This is a genomic window from Lentzea atacamensis (assembly GCF_003269295.1).
GTDB lineage: Bacteria > Actinomycetota > Actinomycetes > Mycobacteriales > Pseudonocardiaceae > Lentzea > Lentzea atacamensis.
Genome location: NZ_QLTT01000002.1, coordinates 59391 through 81711 on the forward strand (window position 1 = coordinate 59391; position 22321 = coordinate 81711).

At 66.5% G+C, this 22321-nt stretch carries 13 protein-coding genes; 6 read left to right on the forward strand and 7 right to left on the reverse strand.

What is annotated here, in order from left to right; all coding sequences use genetic code 11:
* Positions 1-77: 77 nt before the first annotated feature.
* From C8D87_RS09055 to C8D87_RS09070, 4 genes are all read left to right on the forward strand, one after another.
* Positions 78-2855, forward strand: coding sequence for a BTAD domain-containing putative transcriptional regulator (locus tag C8D87_RS09055; protein ID WP_146771662.1), 2778 nt, complete (start codon positions 78-80; stop codon positions 2853-2855).
* Positions 2856-3026: 171 nt separating this feature from the next.
* A complete protein-coding gene (locus tag C8D87_RS09060) occupies positions 3027-3527 on the forward strand; it encodes a hypothetical protein (RefSeq protein ID WP_146771663.1) in 501 nt (166 codons plus the stop codon).
* A gap of 28 nt (positions 3528-3555) precedes the next feature.
* Positions 3556-3948 carry a contact-dependent growth inhibition system immunity protein gene (locus C8D87_RS09065; protein ID WP_112226384.1) on the forward strand — a complete coding sequence of 131 codons (393 nt, stop codon included), beginning with the start codon at positions 3556-3558 and terminating at the stop codon, positions 3946-3948.
* Positions 3949-3993: 45 nt separating this feature from the next.
* Entirely contained in the window at positions 3994-4353 is a 360-nt protein-coding gene (locus C8D87_RS09070) for a septal ring lytic transglycosylase RlpA family protein (protein ID WP_112226385.1), read from the forward strand.
* A gap of 130 nt (positions 4354-4483) precedes the next feature.
* Here C8D87_RS09070 and C8D87_RS09075 read toward each other — a convergent pair whose 3' ends face one another.
* The gene (locus tag C8D87_RS09075) at positions 4484-4717 is read right to left on the reverse strand and encodes a hypothetical protein (RefSeq protein WP_112226386.1); all 234 of its coding nucleotides are present in this window, start codon (positions 4715-4717) and stop codon (positions 4484-4486) included.
* A 268-nt stretch (positions 4718-4985) separates the two neighbouring features.
* On the opposite strand from C8D87_RS09075, the gene C8D87_RS47500 reads away from it, so the two are divergent.
* Positions 4986-5120, forward strand: coding sequence for a type II toxin-antitoxin system Phd/YefM family antitoxin (locus C8D87_RS47500; protein WP_233442007.1), 135 nt, complete (start codon positions 4986-4988; stop codon positions 5118-5120).
* An 87-nt stretch (positions 5121-5207) separates the two neighbouring features.
* The gene (locus tag C8D87_RS09085; RefSeq protein WP_325049667.1) at positions 5208-5438 is read left to right on the forward strand and encodes a type II toxin-antitoxin system YoeB family toxin; all 231 of its coding nucleotides are present in this window, start codon (positions 5208-5210) and stop codon (positions 5436-5438) included.
* Here the strand turns inward: C8D87_RS09085 and C8D87_RS48835 are convergent.
* The 6 genes from C8D87_RS48835 to msrA form a co-directional block, all read right to left on the reverse strand.
* Complete coding sequence (locus C8D87_RS48835; RefSeq protein WP_325049668.1) at positions 5383-5661, reverse strand: general stress protein; 279 nt, start codon at positions 5659-5661, stop codon at positions 5383-5385. The genes C8D87_RS09085 and C8D87_RS48835 overlap by 56 nt on opposite strands.
* A gap of 321 nt (positions 5662-5982) precedes the next feature.
* Positions 5983-6426, reverse strand: a complete 444-nt coding sequence (locus C8D87_RS09095) for a hypothetical protein (protein ID WP_112226387.1) — start codon at positions 6424-6426, stop codon at positions 5983-5985.
* Positions 6427-6442: 16 nt separating this feature from the next.
* A complete protein-coding gene (locus tag C8D87_RS09100) occupies positions 6443-12607 on the reverse strand; it encodes an RHS repeat-associated core domain-containing protein (RefSeq protein WP_112226388.1) in 6165 nt (2054 codons plus the stop codon).
* 21 nt (positions 12608-12628) lie between these two features.
* On the reverse strand, positions 12629-19252 hold the full coding sequence (locus tag C8D87_RS09105) for a LamG domain-containing protein (RefSeq protein ID WP_112226389.1): 6624 nt from the start codon (positions 19250-19252) through the stop codon (positions 12629-12631).
* A 462-nt stretch (positions 19253-19714) separates the two neighbouring features.
* Positions 19715-21286 carry a hypothetical protein gene (locus tag C8D87_RS09110; protein WP_146771664.1) on the reverse strand — a complete coding sequence of 524 codons (1572 nt, stop codon included), beginning with the start codon at positions 21284-21286 and terminating at the stop codon, positions 19715-19717.
* A 262-nt stretch (positions 21287-21548) separates the two neighbouring features.
* Positions 21549-22220, reverse strand: coding sequence for a peptide-methionine (S)-S-oxide reductase MsrA (gene msrA / locus C8D87_RS09115; protein WP_112226391.1), 672 nt, complete (start codon positions 22218-22220; stop codon positions 21549-21551).
* Positions 22221-22321 lie beyond the last annotated feature (101 nt).

A 22321-nucleotide genomic window follows, 5' to 3' on the forward strand; every position in this document is an offset into this window, starting at 1 on the left:
ATTCTCGGGTCGAATTCCATTGCGATATCTTGGCGCGGTTCCAGCCTTTGTCGGGGGCTGACGACAGGACCAACAACGTGATCATCCGGCTGCTCGGACCGCTCGAACTCACCGGTCCGAACGGAGCAGTCCAGCTCAGCAGCGCGGGACAGCGGACCCTCGTGGCCCGGCTCGCCCTCAATCCCGGGGAGACGGTGCCGAGGACCGCGCTCATGGACGTGCTCTGGTCGGACGAGGCACCCGCGAGCGCCACGAAGACCCTCCACAGCCTCTTGGCGCGCCTGCGCGACCAGATCCGGGACGCGGGGCTCGGCGAGCTGATCACGACCAGCGAACCCGGCTACGTGCTGAACGCGTCCGCCGACACCGTCGACGTGGCGCGGTTCGAGGCGCTCGTCGCAGCAGCACGGGAGAGCGACGACCCTGTGCAGTCCGCACGGCTGTTGCGTGAAGCGCTCGCGTTGTGGACGGGTGATCCGCTGGCGGACTGCCGGCCGGGCGAGTGGACGCGGCAGGAGTCGGCGCGGCTCGTCGAGCTGCGGATGAACGCGACCGAGCACCTGATGGAGTCCTCGCTGGCGCTCGGGGAGCACGCCGCGGTGGCGCCGCTGGTGAGCTCGCTGGTCGAGCAGCACCCGTTCCGCGAACGGCTGTGGGAGCAGCTGATCATTGCGCTCTACCGGTGCGGGCGGCAGGCGGAGGCGCTGGCCGCGTTCCACCGGGCGCGCAGCGTGCTGGTCGACGAGGCCGGCACGCGGCTGCTCGATCTCGAGCAGGCGGTGCTGACCTCCGATCCACGGCTCGACCTGCCCGAACGCGTCCCGGTGCTGGTGCGCGGGAACCTGCCGGCCGACCGGTCGAGCTTCGTGGCACGGCAAGAGACCGAGCACGTCGCGGACCTGATCAAGCAACACCGGCTGGTCACGCTGATCGGTGTCGGAGGGGTGGGCAAGACCCGGCTCGCGGTGCACGTGGCGCGGGGAGAGCAGCCACCGGACGGGGTGTGGCTGGTCGAACTGGCGGCGTTGCGCGATCGGGCGCTGGTCCCGCACGCGGTGGCCGAGGCGCTGGGCGTGGTCGACCAGACGGGGCGCGGGCAGCTGACCGTGCTCACCGAGTTCCTGGCCGACCGGGACGCGTTGCTGGTGCTGGACAACTGCGAGCACGTCGTGGACCACTGCGCGGTTCTGGTCGACACGCTGCTGCGGGTGGCGCCTCGGTTGCGTGTCATCGCCACGTCCCGGCGCGCGCTGCGGGTCTACGGCGAGCAGGTGCTGTCCGTGGCGCCGTTGTCCGTGCCGTATCCGGCCGCGACGCTGTTCGCCCAGCGCGCCAACGCCGCGGTACCTGGCACGTTCGTCATCACGGGGGCGAACGAGCAGGCGGTCGCGGACCTGTGCCGGCGCCTGGACGGCATCCCGCTGGCCATCGAGATGGCCGCGTTGCGGGTGCACACCCAGACGCCGGCACAGCTGCTGGAACGGCTGGACGACCGGCTCAACGTGCTGACGGACAACGGGCGAACCACGTTGCCGCAGCACCAGACCCTGCTCGCGACGATGGAGTGGAGCTTCGACCTCTGCTCGCCGCGCGAACAGCTGTTGTGGGCGCGCGCGTCGGTCTTCGCCGGCAGCTTCGACCTGGCCGCGGCGGAGGCGGTGTGCTCGGACGACACGCTGACCGCGGACTTCATGTTCGACGCGATCGACGGTTTGGTCGACAAGTCCGTGCTGCAGCGCGAAGAGCACGCGGGTGCGGCGCGCTATCGGTTGCTGGAGACCATGCGCCAGCACGGGCAGACGCGGTTGCGCGCGACCGATGAGGAGTCACGGCTGCGCTTGCGGCATCGCAACTGGTACGCGGGCATCGCCGAGCAGGGCGAGCGTGCCTGGTTCACGCCGCGGCAGGCCGCGACCATCGGGGCGATGACGACCGAGCGCGGCAACATCCGTGCCGCGCTGGAGTACTCGCTGACGACACCGGGCGAGGCCGACGCGGGACTGCGGCTGGCGGCGACGCTGTGGTTCTACTGGGTCGGCTGCGGTCGGCTCGCAGAGGGACGGTACTGGCTGAACCGGGCGCTGTCGCTGGAGGCCGAACCGTCACGGGCGCGTTGCAAGGCGTTGTGGGTCGCGGGGTACGTGGCGACCTTGCAGGGCAACACGTCCGCGGTGCCGGCGCTGCTGGCGTCGTGCCGCGCGGAGGCCGCTCTGCTGGACGACGCGGACGCGGACGTCTACGCGACCTGTGTGCAGGGTGCGGCGGCGGTGTTCGACGACGATCTGCCGCTGGGCGCGTCGTTGCTGGCAGAGGCCGACCGGCGGCACTCAGAGCTGGGGCACCTGGACAGCAACGTGATCATGGCGCGGGTGGCGTTGGCGATCACCGCGGCGTTCGGCGGTGAGCTCGACCGGGCGGCTGCTCTGTGCACCGAGGCTCGGTCAGTGTGTGAGGAGAACGGCGAGCTGTGGGCGCGCGCGTACGCGTTGTACGTGCTGGCCTTCATCGCAATGAGACGGGGTGACGTCGTCGAGGCCCGTGAGCTGGCTACTTCTTCGTTGCGCATCAAGGAGAAGTTCAACGACTTGCTGGGGATCGCGGTGTCGGTGGAGCTGCTGGCGCTGATCTCGGTCGTCACCGGGTCTGCCGCGCACGCGGCGTTGCTGCTGGGCGGGGCCGACCGGGTGTGGCAGTCGGTCGGCCTGCCGCTGTTCGGATCGGCCGGCTTCGCGGCGGCGCACGACCAGTGCGTGGCGTTGTGCCTGCAGGCGTTGGGTGACGAGGCTTATGCCGCCGAGTTCGCGCGAGGTTCGGCGATGACCGTGGCCGAAGTGGTTGCGGCCGCGCAGTCGTGACGCAGGCCCGGTGCAACCGGGCACGAGGACGCTGCCTCGCATGAGGACCGGCGTGCGCACCCCTGACGCGGAGACGATCGAGGAAACGCTGAAGCTCGCGGCGCGGGCACACCGTCGTTCGGCATAGTGCCGCCGTGGCGATGGCGTAAGGGCAACGAGTGCCTGGAGCTCGTGACGACTCGCACGGACCAGGTGGCGTTGCTCGCGTGTGGCGCGGTGCTGCACCACGTGCGCGTCGCTCTCTCTGCGATGGGCTGGGATTGCCACGTGCTGCGGTCGGATTCCGGTGACGGCCAGATCGCGTCGGTGCACCCGCGCTGGGAGCTCGACCCGTTCTCCTGCGAGGTGGCCCCGGCTGCGGCGATCCCGTTGCGCCGGGCGGATCCACGGCCGTACCTCGCCGACGAGGTGCCGGACTCGGCGCTGACATGGCTGCTGCATGCGGCCCGCGCCGAGAACTGTGATCTGGAGCTGCTGGCGCGGCGCAACGGCGTGCTGCTCCGGATGGTCGGCCACGACTGGCTGCGGCTGGGCGAGGCCGTCAGCGCGGTGCTGCTGGCGTCGACCGTGTGGGGCCTCGCGTCGCAGGCGTTGCTGCACGAGGAGGAGGTGATCGTGCGCGTCGGCTGGCAGTCGCCCAATGCCGAACCGTTGCCCCAGTCGGCACGCTAGGTCTTCCCCCGGCAGGGACCATGGGTGCGTGGACCGCGACCGAACGCTCGCGCACCTGAGCGACGACGCCTGGCTGAGACCTGACTCGTCGTCGACCCAGCTGTACCGCGACCTGTGCACGTTGCGCGATCTGCCGGTGCGCGAGCTGACTCCGACCTCGCTGCACCTGCTGGTGACCCATCAGGTGGGCTTGGACGTGACCGCGCTGCTGGCGCTGGAACACGTCGAGACGGACCCGCTGCGATCGTTCGCGCTGTACCCCGGCGACCTGCTCGCGGCTCTACTGAGAGTAGACCACTCGTTCTGGATCGATCACCCGGAGTTACTGACCAGGATGACGGTCCTGCTGGACCGGCTGCGCACGTTGCCGGAGGGCGACTGGCAGCTCCTGGTGTCCGCGGCCGAGCAGTTCCCCGGTTAGGCGCGCGTTAGGCGTCTCTTTGCCGCCCGATGAGTTGCTGGTGGCATGCCAAAGATCCTCGCGGCCGCCGGCCTCACGCTGGCCTCCCTCGCCGCCACCGCAGTGTTCTCCTCCCCCGTGGCCCTGGCCGCCGAGACGTGCAAGGCCTCCTACTATGACGGTGGCGGCACGACGGCCAGCGGCGAGCGCTTCGACCCCAACAAGCTCACCGCAGCGCACAAGACGCTGCCGTTCGGCACGAAGGTGAAGGTGAAGAACCGCTCCAACGGCAAGACCGTCACCGTGCGGATCAACGACCGCGGTCCGTTCATCGCGGGCCGCTGCGTCGACCTGACCCCGAAGGCCTTCAAGACCATCGCGCCGTTGTCACAGGGCGTGGTCGGCGTGACGGTCACGAAAGTTTAGTTGAGTAGAAAACCATCGTTCTGCTTGACCCGATCGAGTGAACGAGATAGGCAATCCGGGTGTTGGCGGCGATGAGTGGGCCTGGTCGGCTCGCAACCGGGGCGCTCCTAGGTGCTGTCGTCGCCGCGTTTTACGTGCTAGCACCGCATGTCGGATCGCTCGCCTCGGGCGATCCGACATCGCAGGACAACGACAGACCGGCGCGCGTATCGCTCATCAACACGCCGTCCCTGATGCCCACACCAACTGAGACGCCATCACTGACAGTGTCGTCCGAACCATCGTCGTCCGCGCCGTCATCGTCCGCGCCGTCGTCCGCACCGTCTTCCTCCAAGACAACGGCCACCACGACGACCGTTGTCACGACGACAACGACTCAGGCGCCGCCACCCGCCACAACGACGACCACGCGGCCGCGGCCCACCACCACGACCACGACCACGCGGCCATGCGGACTCATCTTCTGCTGATCACCCCAGCCGACGTACAGCCTTGTACGTCGAGGGGAGGGTGCCGGTGAACCATGAGCCATTCCGCGTCTTGTGCGAAGTACGCCGAAACGCTCGACTCCGTAGTCAACGACCGCGAAGAGGAGGTTGACCACCCGCGCTGGGCACGAACCGGTCGTAATCGTGTCGCTTGACGACTACCAGTCGCTCAAGGAGTCCGCCTACCTGCTCCGCAGAGCGGAGAACGCACGACGCCTGATCATGTCCACCGAACGGCTGGAATCCGGCGGCGGGTCACGGCACGAACTCGTTGAATGAAGCTGATCTGGAACGAATTTTCCCGGGACGACTACCCCCTGGTGGCAGACCGAAGATCGCAAGGTCCTCAAGAGGATCAATGAACTGATCAAGGACACCCAGAGGAACGGCAACGAGGGCCTCGGCAAGTCCAATCCCCTCAAGCACGGCTTCCAAAGTTACTGGTCACGCCGCATCACCGACAAACACCGACTGGTCTACAAATCGCTGGTGACGAGATCAGAGTCGCGGCATGTCACCGGACACCATATGATCACACAACTCACACCGCCGATTGAGCGGCCCAGCTCGAACGCAATACGAGCAGCAGCCTCGTAGGCTGCCAGGCTCCCGGCGCGACCATCGGCCGATCACATGCGTACCAACTTGAGCTGTGCGCAACCACGCACCGCTCGTCGGCACGCCCCCAAGTCAGCCGGCCCGTGCCTGCCCGACACATGAGGTCTACGCCGACGATCGTCGCGTCCTCTGCCGGGAAGTCTTCCAGCGCAAGGAAGTCGACCGCGGGCTGAGCTTCCTCGTACGTGGCGCACGAGCCGATCGGTCACCCCGTCGGCCGGGCGTGTAGGCGGGGAGGGACGCTGGGCCGGTCGGGTTGGCGAACGGACTCGTCACAGCGACCCGCCTCTCTCGGGGCCCGCTTCCTGCCAGCGCCCGGTGCGATGTGCTCAGGCGCCTACGAGTGACTTGTCAGGTTCGGTTCCCAGTGTTGGGACCTGAGCACGAGACTCACGAACTCATGCCTCTACTACTCAATCATCGACCGCAGACCGCACTAATGCCGCCACAATAGCGACGATGTCTCCGTTTACCCCCATGAGGCCCGCCGGGTTCAAGCGTCCCGGCAGGTCCCAATGGTTGCTCAAATCGACAGTTCCTGTTGCTCCTCGGCGTACGAATTAGCCGGAACAAGCTCGGAAATCCTACCAAAGAAGATCAAGCCAGCCACCTTGAGAGAATCAAAGAAATCGACTGATGAAGCGCTCGCTTTTCTGACCTCCTCACCAATCTTCGCGGTTACCAGAACACGCTTCCCCTTAACCTCAAAAGCGAGCTTGACCGGCTGATCCGGAAAATAGGTTTCCGCGTAGTGCGACGAGCCTCGAAGCTGCCTCATCATCTCGGAAATATAACACCAGAGCTGGTCGACGTAGTCCCACTCGCCAAACCCGATTATCTCAATTCCATCAACCAACAAGCGGATGGCACCTTCGATGTAGTCGGGGTCGAGCGGCGGCGTATTGCAGTCTTCCACCTTCCTGAACTCGCCACCCGCACACCTCAGGAACGTCTCAAATTCAACCACTTCGCAGGCCCCTTGACTACGGAGACGGAGGTACAGGATAGAACTGACCAACTCGACCCTTGTTCAGGCCGAGAACGTAGTCTACGCCGTCCACGTTTCCGCGAATTTGATACATGCCCGTGCTTCCTCGCTGCGCAAGCGTGTCCCTGTTCTGTCGCATGACCTGCCCGATCGCGTCCTGAACATCAGCGACGCTCATCTTGGGATCAAAGAAGGACTGCTGAGCTTTGACTGAACCATCCCACATCTTTGGATGATGACGAGTGAGGATGTGCTCCATGCCCTTCCTGTCCAGCAGGAAGGTCTGGTTCCCGAACTGGAAGCGCTGACTGACCCAGTCCCGGAGAGCCGTAATGCATCCTCCGGTGTTGTGAACCAATACCGGCGTCGCACCCGCCAGCACGTAGTACGTGTGAAGGCCCTCGACAGTCAGGTTGTAGACACGTTCAGACGCCGTCCACTCCCGAGTAGCAGAGATTCGGGCCTCGGTCCCCGCGGCGGTCAGTAGCGACGAATCCGCGCCCAGATCCTCCGCGTCCGCCCAAAGCTTCAGTTCCGGCACCCAGAACGGGTGCTCATCCGTCGCAACGACCTTGGCGTCGCCGATAGAGACTTCGACGAGGTTCTTGTCGCCTTCACCGATGATGGTCGCCACGACTTCGCGCGGTCCGGCTTCACCGGTCTCAGGATCAGTGGCGAAGACACGATCACCGACTTCGATTTCCTCGATGCGTTTGGTGGTGCCGTCTGCCATCAGCACCAACGTGTCACCGATGAAGCTGTTCCGGCAGAAGTTGCGCGGCGAGAAGGTAGTCGCTCCCCCCAGCGCGGCGGCGCCGCCCTTACGACCGCCACCGCGAACACCCGCCGAACCGCCGGGACGGTCGAAGCCGGCCCCGCCCGCAAGGTCGTGCGACAGGCTCAGCTGGAGCGTGAATCTGGAATTGCACCCAGCGGTCTGTGAGTAGGTGCAGGCGCGCACCGCGAAGTCGAGCAACTGCATGGTGCTGTAGCGGCCGTCTGGGTCTTCGGGCGCCGGATACCAGTCGTGAGCGAGGATCTGGGACTTGACAGCGCGCATCTCTTCGGCCAGGTGGAACACGTCTGGCCCAGCGCCAATGACCTCCCAGTCGCCGATGTAGCTCTTGCCCGTGTCGTTGTCGTAGTAGACGTCGATGCCGTCGCGGTCGCTGGAGACGATGCCCTTCGAAGGCGTGTCGGTGCCAGGGATGGAAGCCGAACTGCCGCCTCCGCCACGGTTGTCCTTGTAGCTGCAGGTACCGGAACCGGCACCGTCCAGGCAGCTCATCGGCAGGAGGCCGGTCGGGTCGCTCGACGTGATCGGCGAGTTGTTCGCGTAGGCGTAGGCGCTCCACTGCTGCGGGTCGTCTGGATCGAGAAGTGGGTCGACCGAGATGAACCGGCCGATCGCCGGGTCGTACTGCCGCGCGCCGAGCTCGACCAGTCCCGTGGAGACGTCGATCGTGCCGCCGACGAAGCCTCGTTCGCCGGGGAACGTAGCCGTACCACCGCGTGGGGCGCCGAACGGGGTCTGTCGACGGCGGTCCACAGCCAGCGTTTCGCGGTTGACCGCGATCTGGGCGGTGCCCTGGTGGTCGTTGGCGAGCCAGGTGAGTTTGGTGGTGCCCTCGCGCATGGCCACGATCTGGCCGCCGTGCGTGTAGTAGCGCGTGACGGTGGGCTTGGTGGCGCCCTTGGCAAGGCGGATCTCCTGGCCGCCGAGGTACAGCGTGGTGCCGTCTGGGTCTCGGCGCAGCAGGCGGGAGCCTGAAGCGTCGTAGATGAAGGAGGTGTCCTTCGCGTTGTCCGAGATCTTGCCGACGCGGCCTTCGGCGTCCCAGTCGAGCGTTTGCGCGACGCCGGTGAGGTTGCGGGTCTTGGTGTTGCCTGCAGCGTCGTAGGTGAAGCGGTCGAGGTTGCTGCCGCCGGGGCCCGCCGTGGTCACGGAGTCCAGGGAGTGCGCCCGCGAGTAGTTGTAGGTGCGAGTGGTGTCTCCGGCGGAGGAGTGCTGGATCTCCTTCTTGCGGTTGCCGATGGCGTCGTACTCGAACGACTGCCAGTACGGCGCGGGGCCCGAGAGCGACGCGGTGGAGGGGTCTGCCGCACAGTCGCCGGAGGGCGTCCAGGCGTGTGTCAGCCGCTGAAGGTTGTCGTACCGGAAGCACTGGCGGTCGGAGCCCAGCACCGTGCTGTCCAGAACGGATTGGATGTTGCCAGCATCGTCGTAGCTGTAATTGACGTCGGCCTGCTTGGGCGACGGGACTTCGGCATCGACGATGTAGCGGTTCATCCGGCGGGTGTTGTCGTCGTAGTAGTACGACAACCAGGTGCGCTTGCCGGTGGCGCCGAGTTCCAAACGGTAAAGCTCGCCGTACTTCGTGTAGGCGGTGCTGTTGACCAGCATGTCGGTCGACAGGTCGCGCAGACCGCCCACGGTCTGTGACGGCCTGCCCAGGTCGTCGTACTGGTGCAGCACGGTTTCGGCGGGCATGCCGGCCGCGGCGATCGCGCCGTGGCCGGTGCCTTCGAGGCTGCCGTTCGGGTTGTACTTGAACGTGGTCGAGTAGGTGCCCTTGAGCGGTCCCTCGATGTCCGGGATCACGGTCTCAGTGATCAGCGGCTGGTCGAGCGGGCTGTAGGCGAGGACCTTGTTGGTGTAGGCCTTGCCGTCGACGTACCTGGTCGACGACGCGGGCAGGCCGAGACCGTAGTCCGCGGTGTCGTAGGTGAAGTCCTTCAACACCGTCGTGCCCGACTTCACCGACGTCGTGCGGCCCAGCTTGTCGTAGCTGTAGGTGAGGGTGTTGTTCAACGCGTCGGTGACAGTGGAGAGCTGGCCGAGCGCGTCGTAGGTCATCGTGGAAACGCCCTTGTCGACGTCCTCCGCGCGGATCTGCCGGCCATGCAGGTCGTACTGCCACTTCCACGTGTTGCCTGCAGCGTCCATGGTGGATGCGAGCTGACCGCCGAGCGTGTAGGTGTAGCGGACGGTGTCGTGGTCGCCGCTCGCGGTGGAGCCCTTGTACTGCCACAGTTCCGTTCGCTGGCCGCGTGCGTCGGTCACGACCGTCGTGGGCGTGCCACCACGAGGAGGAGTGACGTCGACACGGTCACCGCCATATGCGGTGGTGCTGCGCCACTTCTCCTGCCCACCAGCCTGATAGATCATGTGCTGCGCCCGGCCGGCACCGTCGTACTCGGTGCGCGTCAGGCCCGGAACATCGGTTTCCGAGAACACGAGCAGACTGGTGTCCACCGTCTTGTCGTTGAAGAACGGCTGCGTCACACGCGCCGAGCGCCCCTGGGAGTCGTACCTGGTGTCTGAGATGAGACGTCCACCTTCGGTGGGCGTCTGGGCCTGCCGGATCCGGTAGAGGCCGTCGAAGACCGAGGTGCTGGTCAGGTAGTTGCCCTTGGCGCTAACCGCCGTCGTCTTGACCGAACTCGGCGCGTCGCGCTTCACGTCGTAGACGAACGACTGCGACGGCTGGTTGGACCAGTCGTCCCGCGGACGGTTCGGCAACCACACAGCGGTGGTGCGGCCGAGAGCGTCTGACGCCGACTCGGTGACGTTCTCATTGGCGTCGACGATCTTCGTGTCCTTGCCCCACGCGGGCTCGATCGTCGTCGTCACGGAGTGACCGAGCGCGTCGGTGCGAATTGTGCCCGTGGTCGGGCCGCCGGTCTTCGGGACGTACTCGGCCGTTGTCGTGGCGCCGGCAGCGTCGGTGACCGTGAGGCTGCGGCCGTAGACGTCGTAGGTACTGGTGAGCTTCGACTTCCACACGGCGCCGGACGCCGGGCGTTCGTCGATGATCTCGACCTTGATGATGTTGCCGGCGTTGTCGTAGGCGTTGCGGACGCCGCCGAGCGCCTGCGCCGGGAACGACACCGCGGCGCCGCAGGCGACGGCTACCGTTTCCGACTCGAGTGGGTAGGACCAGCGCCAGCGCGGTTCGTCCTGCAGGTAGGTCGTGGTGGTGCAGCGGTCGTCGGCGTCGGTGGCGAGATCGCCGAGGTCCTTGGTCTCGGTCACCTGGCCGTGACTGTCGTACTTGCTCTCGGTCCTGGTCTTGCGCCAGCCGCCGGAGCGCAGCGCGGTGTAGGTGGTCGAGGACTCCTGGGCGGTCCAGTAGGCCTTGTAGTCGCCGCGCGTCGCGGTCGGGCCCGACCAGGTGGGCGTGGAGATCGTCTTGGACAGGACGGTGTCGCTCGTGCCGTCGTGAGTCTGCGACTCGTAGCGGTAGCCACTGAGCCAGTCCGAGTCCTCGCGCGAGCCGTTCTCCGAGTCGGTCACGTTGACCGTGCGGGTGGAGCCTCCCGGCAGCTTGTCGCCGTGCATGCCGCGGTAGAAGCGTTCCTCGGTCATGGTGACCGGGCCGTACCTGTCGTTGTCCGCGCCGTTGAGCACGCGCACCCGGCCGTAACCGCGGAACTCGTTGTAGGTCCGCTTGTCGGCCTTGGTGAATTCGGACTGGTCACGCCGCCAGGCCGCACCATCGAGGTACTGGTAGCGCACCACCTGCTCGGTGCTCGCCGCGTAGCGGTCGGACGTCGTGATGGACTCCACCACGTACTTGTGGAAGTAGTCCTCCCGCTCGGCTCCGTCCTTCGGAGCCCACTTGGAGGGATAGCAACGCTTGTCGTTCGACTCCGCGTTGGCGGGCATGGAGGTGGCCGGAACGCAATCCGGGGCGGCGTACTTCACCGTGGTCACGCCGCCGGACTCGGAGACGATGCCGGTGACGCGGTAGCGGTTCAGGGGGCCGATGCCGGTCGGGGTGTCGACGCGGTTCGGCTTCGCCGTGCCCTCGAACGTCACCTCCGGCAGCGAGAGTTCACCGCCGACGAGGCCGGTGTGCGTGATACCCCGCAGCCACAACGCGGCCTGGTAGACGTCGTCGGTCTTCGGGAACTCGTGGTGCAGGGTCCAGCGGTCGACGTTCTGGTAGCCGTCGCCCTTGCGGACCTGGGTGGTGATCGTCGACAGACGCTTGGTCGACCAGAACGTCGGCGTGTGCTTGCCGGGGCAGGTGGCGCCGTCGCAGTGGTCCGCGACGGCGGCGTCCGGCCAGTTCTCCTTGATGCTGAAGTTGGAGCAGTTGGCGTCCTTGACGCAGCGGTTCTCCAGACCGAACTCCACCCGGCCGGTCGCGGGCGCGTTCACGTCGTCGCGCAGGCCGTACTCGACGGACTTCAGCGTGCCCGCGCGAACGTACGAAACTGCCGCGTCCTCACGGTTCTTGCCGTACTTGTTGGTTTCGGTCTCGTAGTTGTAGAGGACCACGTTGCCACGTGGGTCGACAACCTTGTCCAGCATCCAGCGCCAGGCGCGGTCGCAGGACGATGCCGCGAAGGTGCTTTCGTGGCAAGGTTCTCCGGCGTCGTCACCGAACACCGGAACGGTCCACGTCGACTTCGCGGCGGTTCTGGTGCCGAAGAAGTACTGGGTGCCGTCGACCGTGGTGATCTTCCACGACTCGTTGAACTTGTCGCCGTTGCCCGGCGTGGGAATTCGCTCGATACGGGACCTGTCGTCCGCCTTGAGCCGCCACACACCGGTGGTGTCGTCCTTGATGAGCATGCCGCCGCGACCACCGAACGACGCCGTCGCGTTGTCGCTGCGCCAGCACAGGTCACCGGTCTTCGGCGGCGTCGTGCCGCCGTCGGTGTCATCGGCGCACCCCCCGTACGCCCGTTCGACGAAGCCCGCCGAGAGGTCCCAGCCTTCACCGACCCACGACGGCTGGTTGTTCGTCACCGACGTCAGACCGTCCACAGCGGACGATCGATAGGACAGCGCGAGCGACGGGCTGAACCCGCCTGGTGCCGGAGGTACCCGCAGCGGGTACGACCAGGAGAAGTCACCGCTCTGTCTCGACACCTCCCAGGAGGAGGACGCCGAGAACGGTGTGGCGGCGAACGAACCGCCACCCTGCTGCGTACCGCCGGTGGGCTGGTTGCCCTTCAACGCCCGCATCGTCGCCTCGTCCTGACCGCGGGCTGCGAGCGATCCGTTGGACACCGCCACGGACTTCACGTCCGGTGCGTTCACCGACGGGCTGCCCGCGGCGATCGCCGCCTGTTCCACGCTGACGGTCACCGTCGTCAGCGCGAGGCAGACCGCCATCGCTCTGATGAGGGCACGTTTGAGCTTCATGGTGTTCGTCTCCCCCAGAGGTCAGAACGTCGCGATGGTGGTAGGCAGATTCATCGGGATGTAGCCGAGCGACTGCTCGATCTGGTGCCCCTCGCAACTGCCCGTCGAGTCGAAGCGGTTCCCGATGCCGTTCGCGCGGCAGCGGTAGAGCTGCTTGGAGGGCAGTCCCTCCGGTGGCGAGGTCCAGACGTAGCCGAGGCCGCCCACCAACTGGTTGCCGCCGCACGTGGAGTCCAGCGAGCTGTAGGTGTCCGAACCCTCACGGCAGGCCCAGAGGACCACCGTGCCCGGTGCGGTGGTGGTTGCCACGACGCCGAGAACGCCCTCGAAGCGGTAGCCCGGCAGCACGCCGTGCGGTGTGCTCCAGTGGTCCCACGGGAACGCGGTGCTCAGGTAGCGCGCGAGTGGTGCGTAGGCGCGCAGCCAACCGAGGCTCTTCACCTTGGTCTGGCCCTCGCAGTTGGCCGACGTGGACGTGAAGCGGTCGGCGTTGACGAGGCACAGGTTCAGCTCGACCGTCGGGATGTTGGTCGGCTTGACCGTGTAGCTCGCGCCGGACTCGCCGAGCACGGTCGCACCTTCGCAGTCCGCAGCGGTCGACGTGAAGTGGTCGTTGCCCGACTTGCACGAGTAGAGGCGCTGGGTGTTCTGCTCGGACGGCGACGCCGGCATGCCCATGGTGCCCTCGTAGCGGTAGTTGGGCAGCGGGGCCACGTCCGCGGGGCCGGTGTAGTGCTCGCCCGTCCCGTAGGTGCTGACGAACCGGCCGAGGTGGCCGCCGGGAGGAATCGGACGTGAGGCGCGCTCCAGCAGTTTCGCCTCCGGCACCATGCCCTGTTCGATCCGAACCTCGTCGATCAGTCCGGCGAAGTTGTCGGCGTCCTTGCCCTGCCACCTGGCGCGGCCGACCGCGAACTTGCCGTCGGCTGGCCAAAGCCTGCCCGACTCGGTACCGGCGAGCTTGCCGTCGACGTAAAGCCGCAACTGCCCGGCACCGTGGTCGTACACACCGGCGAGGTGCGTCCAGCGCCACGGCACGGCCTGCTCCGAGGACAGCGCCTTCACCAGCGGTGCCTGGTCGGAATCCTGCACGTGGCCTCCGAAGGCCCATCGCTTGGACTCCGGCCGGTACTGCAGGAGGTAGCCGCTCACGTTGGTGCCGTCCTGGCTGAGCACCGTGTACGGCTTGTCGTCGCGCTCCACCCGCGCCCACGCCTGGACCGTGAAGCTGTCACGCGCGTCGGCACCGAAGAACTGCGCCGACGCCGAACCGGTGCCGTCCGACTTGTACGCGGTGCCGATCACGCCCGGCACGTACGAGGATCCACCCGTCGTGGTCAGGGTGTTGTTCCGCCACGTGCTGTCCTTGCCGTCGCTCTCGTCGAACTTGAAGAGACCGAAGTCGTTCAGCGGCACGTCGTCGTGAACCTTGTTGACCTCAGCCGCCGTGAGCGCCTTGCTGAACACGCGGACGTCGTCGATGCCGCGGTAGTACCAGCTACCCTTGACGCCGTTCCACTTGTTGCGGCCGATGGTGAACGGACCGTTGGCGTCGAACGCGACCGCACCGACCTTCACCGCCGACAGCACGCCGTTGACGTACAGGCGCAGCTGCTTCGCGTCGGAGTCGTACGACGCAGCGAGGTGCGTCCACCGGTCCGTCTTCGCAGGCTCGGATGACACCAGCACAGTGGTCTGCGAACCGTCCGTGTCCTCGTGCGGCTGGACCACCGCCCACCTACCGGAATCACCCTTGTAGGACAGGGTGAACGCGCTCTGCCGGTCACCGTCCTGCGCCAGGATTCCACGGTCGCCGGTGATGCCATGCGGCGCGTACGTCCACGCAGCCACGGTGAAGCTCTTCCTCGTGTCCTCGATGACCGGGCCGGTGGTCTCACCCGCGCCGCTGGCCCCGTCGAGCCACACGCCGGCGCCGGTTCGGCCACCGATCCAGCCGGAGCCGGTGCTGAAGGTGACGGTGTTGTTGCGGCCACTGCTGTCCGTTGCGGTCGTGCCCGTGGCCTCGTTGAGCTTCCAGTGCCCGGCGTCCGCGACCGGCAGCGTCGCCGCCGGCTGGTCGACGGACGGATAGGACTTGTACAGCTTGAAGACGCCATCGAGGTCCAACGCACCGGTGTAGAACCGGACATCATCGACCGAACCAGTCCAGTACTCGGCATTCGCCTGGGCGAGCTTAGCCCGGCCGACCTGCACGCTTTCCTTCGAAGGCCAGGCGTTGTCGAGCCTGCCTTCACCCATCCTGTTGCCATTGACATAGAGCAGCAACCGCTTGGAGGCTCGATCGTAGGTGCCGACCAGGTGCACCCACTTCTCGAAGTCGGCGAGCTCCGCGGACACCGCCGCCTTGGTGATCGTGGTGACGTCGAGGTCGTCCTCCGGCATCTCGAAGAGCCAGTTGCCGAGGTTCTCCCTGTCCTTCACGAAGCCGAGACGGAACTTGCTGTTGCGCTCGCCGTCCTGACTGACCGCGACCTGCTTGCACTTCGAGGAGCATCCGCCGGGCAGCTTGACCCAGGCCGAGACGGTGAAGTTCTGGTCGGTGCGGACCACTGCTCCAGTGGACACCTCGCCGTTGCCGCTGAAGCTGACGGCGTTGCCGAGGCGGCCTGGCGCGTAAGTGGCGTTCCGCAGCGTTCCGGCCTTGCCTCCGACCGCGTCACCGGCGCTCGTGCCGGCGCCCTCGTCGAACTGCCACTTGTGCACGAGGTTCAGGTCGCGGCCCGCCTTGGCCCGGATCTCGTCCGCGAACAGCGCGCGGCCGTGGACCTCCACGTCGTCGATCGCACCGGCGAAGTAGTCGACGTTTGCGCCGTTCCAGAACCCGCGGCCGATGCGGAACTGGCCGCCTGGGTGGTCCCATGCGCCCGGCCTGATCGCTGTGGCGGCCTCGACTCCGTTGACGTACAACGTCATCCGGTCGGTCTTGTCGTCGTAGGTGGCCACGAGATGCGTCCAGACGCCGACCTGCGCGACCGCGCCGACCGCCCTGGAAGACTCGCCACCGCCGTTGTGCTGGTCCTTGCCGAACATCGCGAACGCCCAGTGGCCGTCACTCGTCGCCTGCAGCTGGAACGCGCTCACGGTGTTGCCGTCCTGCGACAACACCGCCGGGTAGCGGTCGGTGAAGGGCGTGTCCAGCCGAGCCCACGCACTCACCGAGAAGCTGCGCGAGGTGTCCACCGCGTGTGGCGAGTTGAGCGAAGCGCCGGGGACGCCGGTCAGGCGCACACCGAGGTCCTTCGGGTCGGAGTTCTCGTTCTGACCGCTCACCCAGTCGACCGGGCTACCGAGCGTAGCCGTTCCGTTGAAGCCGGATGAGTCGACACCGTCGCCGTCCAGTTGCCACTGGCGCAGTGCGGCGGCGTCGAGCTGGACGATCTCGCCGACCTCGTCCGAGGCCAGGACGCGGCTGTGCACGCGGACGTTGTCCAGGCCACCCTTCAACGCGGCGTTCTGCTGGTCGTTGCCCATCACGAACGCGCCCCGCGCGTCCCAAAAGGGCTTGGTGGCGGCCGCGCTCACCACAGGATTGAGACCGTTGACGTAGAGGGTCGCCTTCTTGGTTCCCGCGTCGAAGACCGCCGTCAGGAGCGTCGGCGTTCCGGCGACTGCGGTGTTCGGACCGGTCTGCGCGAGCACGTTCCACGCGGTGCTGCCGTTGCCCTCGGTCATGCCGAACTGCCAGCGGCCGTCCTTCTGCTGCAGCACGAAGCCGCTGGAGTCCGGTCCGTCCTGCGACAACACGGTCTGCGTACCTGTCAAGTCGGCAAGCGTCACCGAAGCCGAGACGGAGAAGCTCTTGTCCGTGCGCACGACCGGACCCGTGGTGCGGATCTGTCCGGTGCCGTCGAAGCGCACCGCGAGGTTCCTCGGCTGCGGACGCTGCTCGAAGAACGACACACCGCCGGACAGCTTGGCGGACGCGCCGTCGGACACGGCGTTGCGGGCGACTGTGCCCGATCCCTCCTCGAAGCGCCAGTGTCCGACCTGGACGTTGTCCCGGCGGACCTCACCGACCACCTCGGCATCGGTCAACGCACGGTCGTACAGGCGCACCTCGTCGAGGCCGCCGAGCCAGTTGTTGCCGAAGTTGCCGCCGGCCTTGGACTGTCCGATGCGCAGGTTGCCCGCCGCGTGCCACGGCGAGGTGGCTTTGGCGACGCCCTGCAGCTCGCCGTTGACGTAGAGCTTGACATCCCGGGTCTCGGCGTCGAACACACCGGTGAGGTGCGTCCAGGCACCCTGTGTCGGCTCCTCCAGCGACTTCGCGGACGCCCAGTTGGTCGGGTTCGTCGAGTCCTGTTGTGGCATGACGAAGTACCAGCGTCGCTGATCCGCCTGGTACTGCAGGCAGAACCCGCACACGGAGTTGCCGTCCTGACTCACGGCGCTGCGCCAGTGAGTCTCGAGGCTGTCCAGTTTGACCCACGCCGAGACGCTGAAGCTCGCGTCGGTGCGCACCGAGTTCGCCGCGGTGACGTGGCCGCCCATGCCGTCGAGTGAAAGCGCAGAACCCAGCGCACCAGTTGTGTAGCTCGCGTTGCCGTGCGTCGTGCCGTGCCGGTCACCGAGGTAGGCGCTGTCGTTGACGTTGCCGTCCAAGGAGTACTGCGCGATCGCGCCGGCACCCGCGCGGACATAGATGTGGTAGACCCGCATCGGCCCCTTGTTGCCCGCCCGGTCCACAGAGCGCACGAAGAGATCACGCGGGCCGTCACCGGGCGGGGTCAGCGGGACGGTGGCCCAACCGCCGAGCGCATTGGCCGGAACGGACAGAGTGGTGGCGTCGTCCCAGCCATAGGCGAAGCGGTCGACGTCGGTGTCCTTCGCGGTGAAGGTGAAGTCGCCCTTGACCGTCGTACCACCGTGCCAACGGTTGTCCTCCGGGTAGACCGCGCTGGTGACCTCCGGCTTGTTCGCCGGAGCCGTGTGGTCGACGCGGAACGTCTTCGGGCCCTGCTTGAAGTCTGAGGTGGCGCGGCCGTCGTGCGCCGCGACGAACCACGTGACCAGACGGCCGTCCTCAACCTTGTCCAGCGGCACGTCCTGCGTGGTCCACGAGTTGGACCCGACCACATTGCCCCAGATCACGCGCTTGTTCTGCTTGGCAGGGTCACCAGGGACCACGTCGTCGTACACATGCCAGATGCTCTGCACCTGCTCGCCGTCCGGATCCCCCACACCCGCCTTCAGGCGGATAGTCGAGTCACCGACCCACGGCATGCCGGCGCAGTGGGTGCACGCGACCGGGTCGGGCTCGGTGGTGAGGTCCCATGGGATGTACGGCTTGGAGTTGTAGTCGACGATCAGTTTCATGGCACCGGGGTGGAACTTGCGCCAGTAGCTCTCGTCATCGGAGGCCGGCCAGATGCCGTACGTCGAGTTGCCGCCGGTGTCGAGGTGGTTCTTGAAGGTCGGGCTCGTGAAGGAGAACGACTGGTGCCCTGAGCAGTTGCCTTGCACCGTGGGTACCTCGTACGAGGCGAGCACACCGTGGTCTGGCGGCTGGTTGTTCCAGTTCGTGTCCTCCGCGATGTCCCAGCCGGCGACATGCAGGTCATGCCATTTCTTCACATCACATGCCGTGGACGCGTGCACCACGGTGGCGTCCATGCGGGCATCGTAAATCGTGGTGCCGGACAAGAACCTGGTGTCGAACTGGAAGTAGGACCGGGTGACCAGTTTCGGCGAGGTTTCCGGGGCACGACCGGATCTGGCGGTCGGATCGACCTTCACCCACCAACCGGTCTCCGCCGCGCTCCGCGCGCCGCTCCAGTGCGTTTCCTTCCGCATGGCATCGGTGCCGTTGTCGTACACCGTCGTCCAGGCTCCGCCGTGGTTCACGGTGCGACCGTCCGGGTCGATGTAAACCGGGTACACGGTCGCAGGGTCGTTGAGCAGTTTCTGGTCGGGCACCAGGGTCAGCGAACCCGGAGCGTGCTGCACGCCAACGGCCGCGTAGTCGGTGCGCGGTGCCTCTGCGTCCGGCTGCTTCTTGGAGTCCCACATCAACGACCTGGGCACCTCGAACACCGCGGCACCGGAGGCGTCGACGAGGCTGAACGCGCCGTCCGCTCCGGGTTTCACGTCGAGACCTTCGAGCTTCAGCCCCAGCTTCACCGCCGCCACGTTCGAGGCCGCCTCACGGGACTTCACGACGAGAAGCAGCTGGTAACCGTCGTTCGCCGCGGTCATCCGCAGGTCCACACCGGACAGGACCTCGTCGTAGATCGCCATCGCGCCTTGGAGCCGCGGCGCAGGCAGCTTGCCGGGCCAGCTCAGCGCGAACGCGGTGTTGTCCTTGCTCAGCCGCACGAGCGGTTCGAGCTCACCACCGCCGGAGAAGGCGATGCCCGCCTCGGTCGACTTGGGAGTGACGCGGTCGCCGTCCTTGACGAGCTCCGGCTCAATCGCCTGCCACTTGCCATTCTTGTGGACGCGTTGCGGCGTAACGGAGAGACGTGCCTGGAGCTGTCCGTTCGGCTGCGCGAACACCTCACGCGTCGCGGTCCGCATGCTGACCGCCTCGACCTCGATTCCCTGCGCACGGGCCGCCTGCATCGCGGTGCCCGTGTCAGGTGCCTCGGTGATCGGCGCGGCGACCGGCTTCTCTGAAGCGTTCACGGTGACAACCACCGCGGTGGCCGCCAGTGCCGCGGCGAGAACTGCGGCTGCAGCAAGGTTTCTGGGCGTGCGCAGGCATGACTGCCTCGCCGCCGCACGGCGGTACACCACGTGGGTCCCCCAGGGTCACGCGCATGCCCCCCGACAACACGCGACCTTTACATCGACCAACGAAGCATGGCAAGCAGAACCGCGATCACCTATAGGCCAGACGGGTGAGCACGATCACGTGTGATCCGTGTGTGATCTTGAGGCCACGGGCGTCTACCAGGCCTTTCGTGTGCCACTCAAGCAACAAAGTCGAACAGGAGTTCTACTTTGAGGTGCTGCAGGGGCACGCTGTTCCGCTGCCCCGCGTTCGCCGAGACCAGTTTCCAGGCATGGAGCCGCACTCAGCGCTGCTGCCGATCGACCTCGGCGTGACCGAGAAACCACACTCGATGTGGATCCATCCTCTGCTGATCAGCCAGTGATCGTGAACTCCACGATGTCGCCCGACTCGACCCGGTCGACCGGCAACCCGTCGACAGGTCGCGCCGCGAAGTCGACGCCGAACGGCCGCGACTTGACCACGACGACCTTCCTGATGCCGAAGTGCCTGAGCACGTCGACACTGCGCTGGTCCGGGAACGCCTTGGTCACCTCGGCGATCTCCTGATACTGCGGAGGGAAGTTGCCAGAGTTGCCGTTCGCCAGCTTCGGGAAGCCTTCGGTCGACCAGAGCAGGTAGGTGAACTCGCTGGTCTCGTCGATCGGCAGCATCAGGATCGGCTCGCGGGTCTGCGTGAAGACGCGCTTCACGTCTGGCGGTATGCCGGGATTCTCGACGTGCGGCCACCGCGGAATGCCCTCCAGCAAGGCAGCCAACGCGGGCACCAGCAGATAGATCGCGATGAGCTGCAGCGCGACCTGCGTGCGGTCCACCAGCAGCCTGCCGAACTCGGTCACCGCACCCGCGGCGAGCAGTGCAAGCGGCAGAATCGCCCAGAGCATCATCCGCCCTGGCGTCCGCATGGCGTTCCAGCCGGGCAGGTAGTCCCACAGGAACCGGTAGACGGCACCGTCGAGGAAGTTCACCCCGAGCGCCAGCACGACCGAAACGACGACCGCAGACGCGAGCAGGACCCGCACTCTGACCCGCCAGGCGCTGACGAACAAACCAGTCACGGCAAGCAGCACCACTACCAGGCCTGGGAACAGCAACTTCTCGCCGATGCCGGGCTCAGGGATCGCGCTGTGGTCGTTGAAGATCGTCTCGACCCACAGCCAGGTCTCGTACGGGGTGGTCCACAGACCATTCACGGGGGGTGAGAACACCTCGATCTCACGCCACGTCCGCTTGAAGCCGTACGAGTCGAGCACGCGCATGTACGGCACGACCAGGAACCAGGTGACCACGAGAAACACCGCGGCGCCGTAGGTGTTCGCGATCACCACGCGGGATCCGCGACGCCAGGAGGTGAACGCGATCACAAGCCCGACCACCCCCATCAGGTGAACGAACGGAAGCCCGATGGCAAACCCGATCGACACCTGCCAGGCGGCGATCAGCCAACCGGCGAAGATCCACCACGGCCTGGGCTCGGTCCGCCCGCGAAACGAGTACCCGTGACCGCGGGCGAGTGCCCACAACGCGAGCGCGATGCCACCTGTCGACACCACGTTGAGGTGGTGGAGGTGAGCAAGCCGCCACGGTGCCCATGCGAAGACCACGCCGGCCAGGGCGGCTCCCTGCCAGCTGCTGCCCAGCTGCTTGGCCAGCAGGTAGCAACCGGTGAACGCCAGCGCGAAGGCCAGCACGAAGGCGACGTTGTACCGGAAGACCGCGGCGTACTGGCCGTCACCGAAGAGGCTCAACGGCAGGTAACCGAGCAACGAGTCGGTGAACGCGAAGTTGTCGACCGCCGGGTAGAACTGGTTGGCGGTCCAGAGGTCGCCGCCCTCGGTCACCACGTGGTGCAGCCAGGCGAGCTCCCACGCCTGCAGGAGCGGGTCTCCCAGACCGCCGGTGATCAGCGACTTCGGATTCAGCACGATTCGGAAGTTGAAGACCAGTGAGATCAGCAGACCGAAGTAGAACGCGACCGCACCTTCGGACCGGAATAACCGTCCGGCTCTTCTCACAAGCCGGATCCAGAGGACTCGCTGCGTGTCCTCCCCTGGTCCGGTGATCGCGCCCGGCGCCGAAATCGCCCCCACGAGCTGGCCCTTCTGTGCGTTCAGCCGGTCATCCTCCGAAATGGCCCAAGCCGATCGGGCACTCAGGTGACTGTACTTCGCACGTGAAAGGACTTGGTCAGGGTTGGCCGGAGACGTTCAGACCTGCAGGGCAGCTCACTCCGGTGCCGCCCAGTCCGCAGTACCCGTACGGGTTCTTGGCGTCGCTCAAATACTGCTGGTGGTAGTCCTCGGCGTAGTAGAACTCGCCGAGCGACTTCAACTCGGTGGTGATCGCGCCGTGGCCACCGGCGTAGAGCGCCTTCTGGTAGACCGCCCGCGATGCCTCCGCGGTGACGCGCTGTCCTTCGTCGGCGTAGTAGATGCCCGAGCGATACTGGGTTCCGACATCCGCACCCTGCCGCATGCCTGTCGTCGGGTCGTGGCCCTCCCAGAACACCCGGAGCAGCGCCTGGTAAGGCAGCACGACTGGATCATGGACGACCAGGACCGCTTCCGCATGCCCGGTGCGACCCGAGCAGACCTCGTCATAGGTGGGGTTGGGAGTGTAGCCCGCCGTGTAGCCAACGGCGGTCGTCCACACGCCGGGGGTCTGCCAGAACAGCCGCTCGGCACCCCAGAAGCACCCCATTGCCACGACAGCCGCACGCAATGCCGAGGGAAACGGCGGTGCGATAGGGCGGTCTGTGAACACCGCGTGGAACGGCGGTACCGTCTGCGGCGTCGAACGCCCCGGCAACGCGTCGTGCGGGGCAATCAGTTTCGTTTTGCTACGACCGAACAACGCCATTGCTCCAATCTAGGGGTGTCGTGGGCCACAAGGCGGTCACGACTTGCCAGGTCGGCGCGATGTCAAGGCGTCCGCTTCGGCACAATGTTGCGGTCTGACGG

Coding starts and splice junctions, on each gene's coding strand:
- C8D87_RS09100 (WP_112226388.1), bottom strand. CDS start 12,607: ATGAAGCTCAAACGTGCCCTCATCAGAGCGATGGCGGTCTGCCTCGCG.
- C8D87_RS09070 (WP_112226385.1), top strand. CDS start 3,994: ATGCCAAAGATCCTCGCGGCCGCCGGCCTCACGCTGGCCTCCCTCGCC.
- msrA (WP_112226391.1), bottom strand. CDS start 22,220: ATGGCGTTGTTCGGTCGTAGCAAAACGAAACTGATTGCCCCGCACGAC.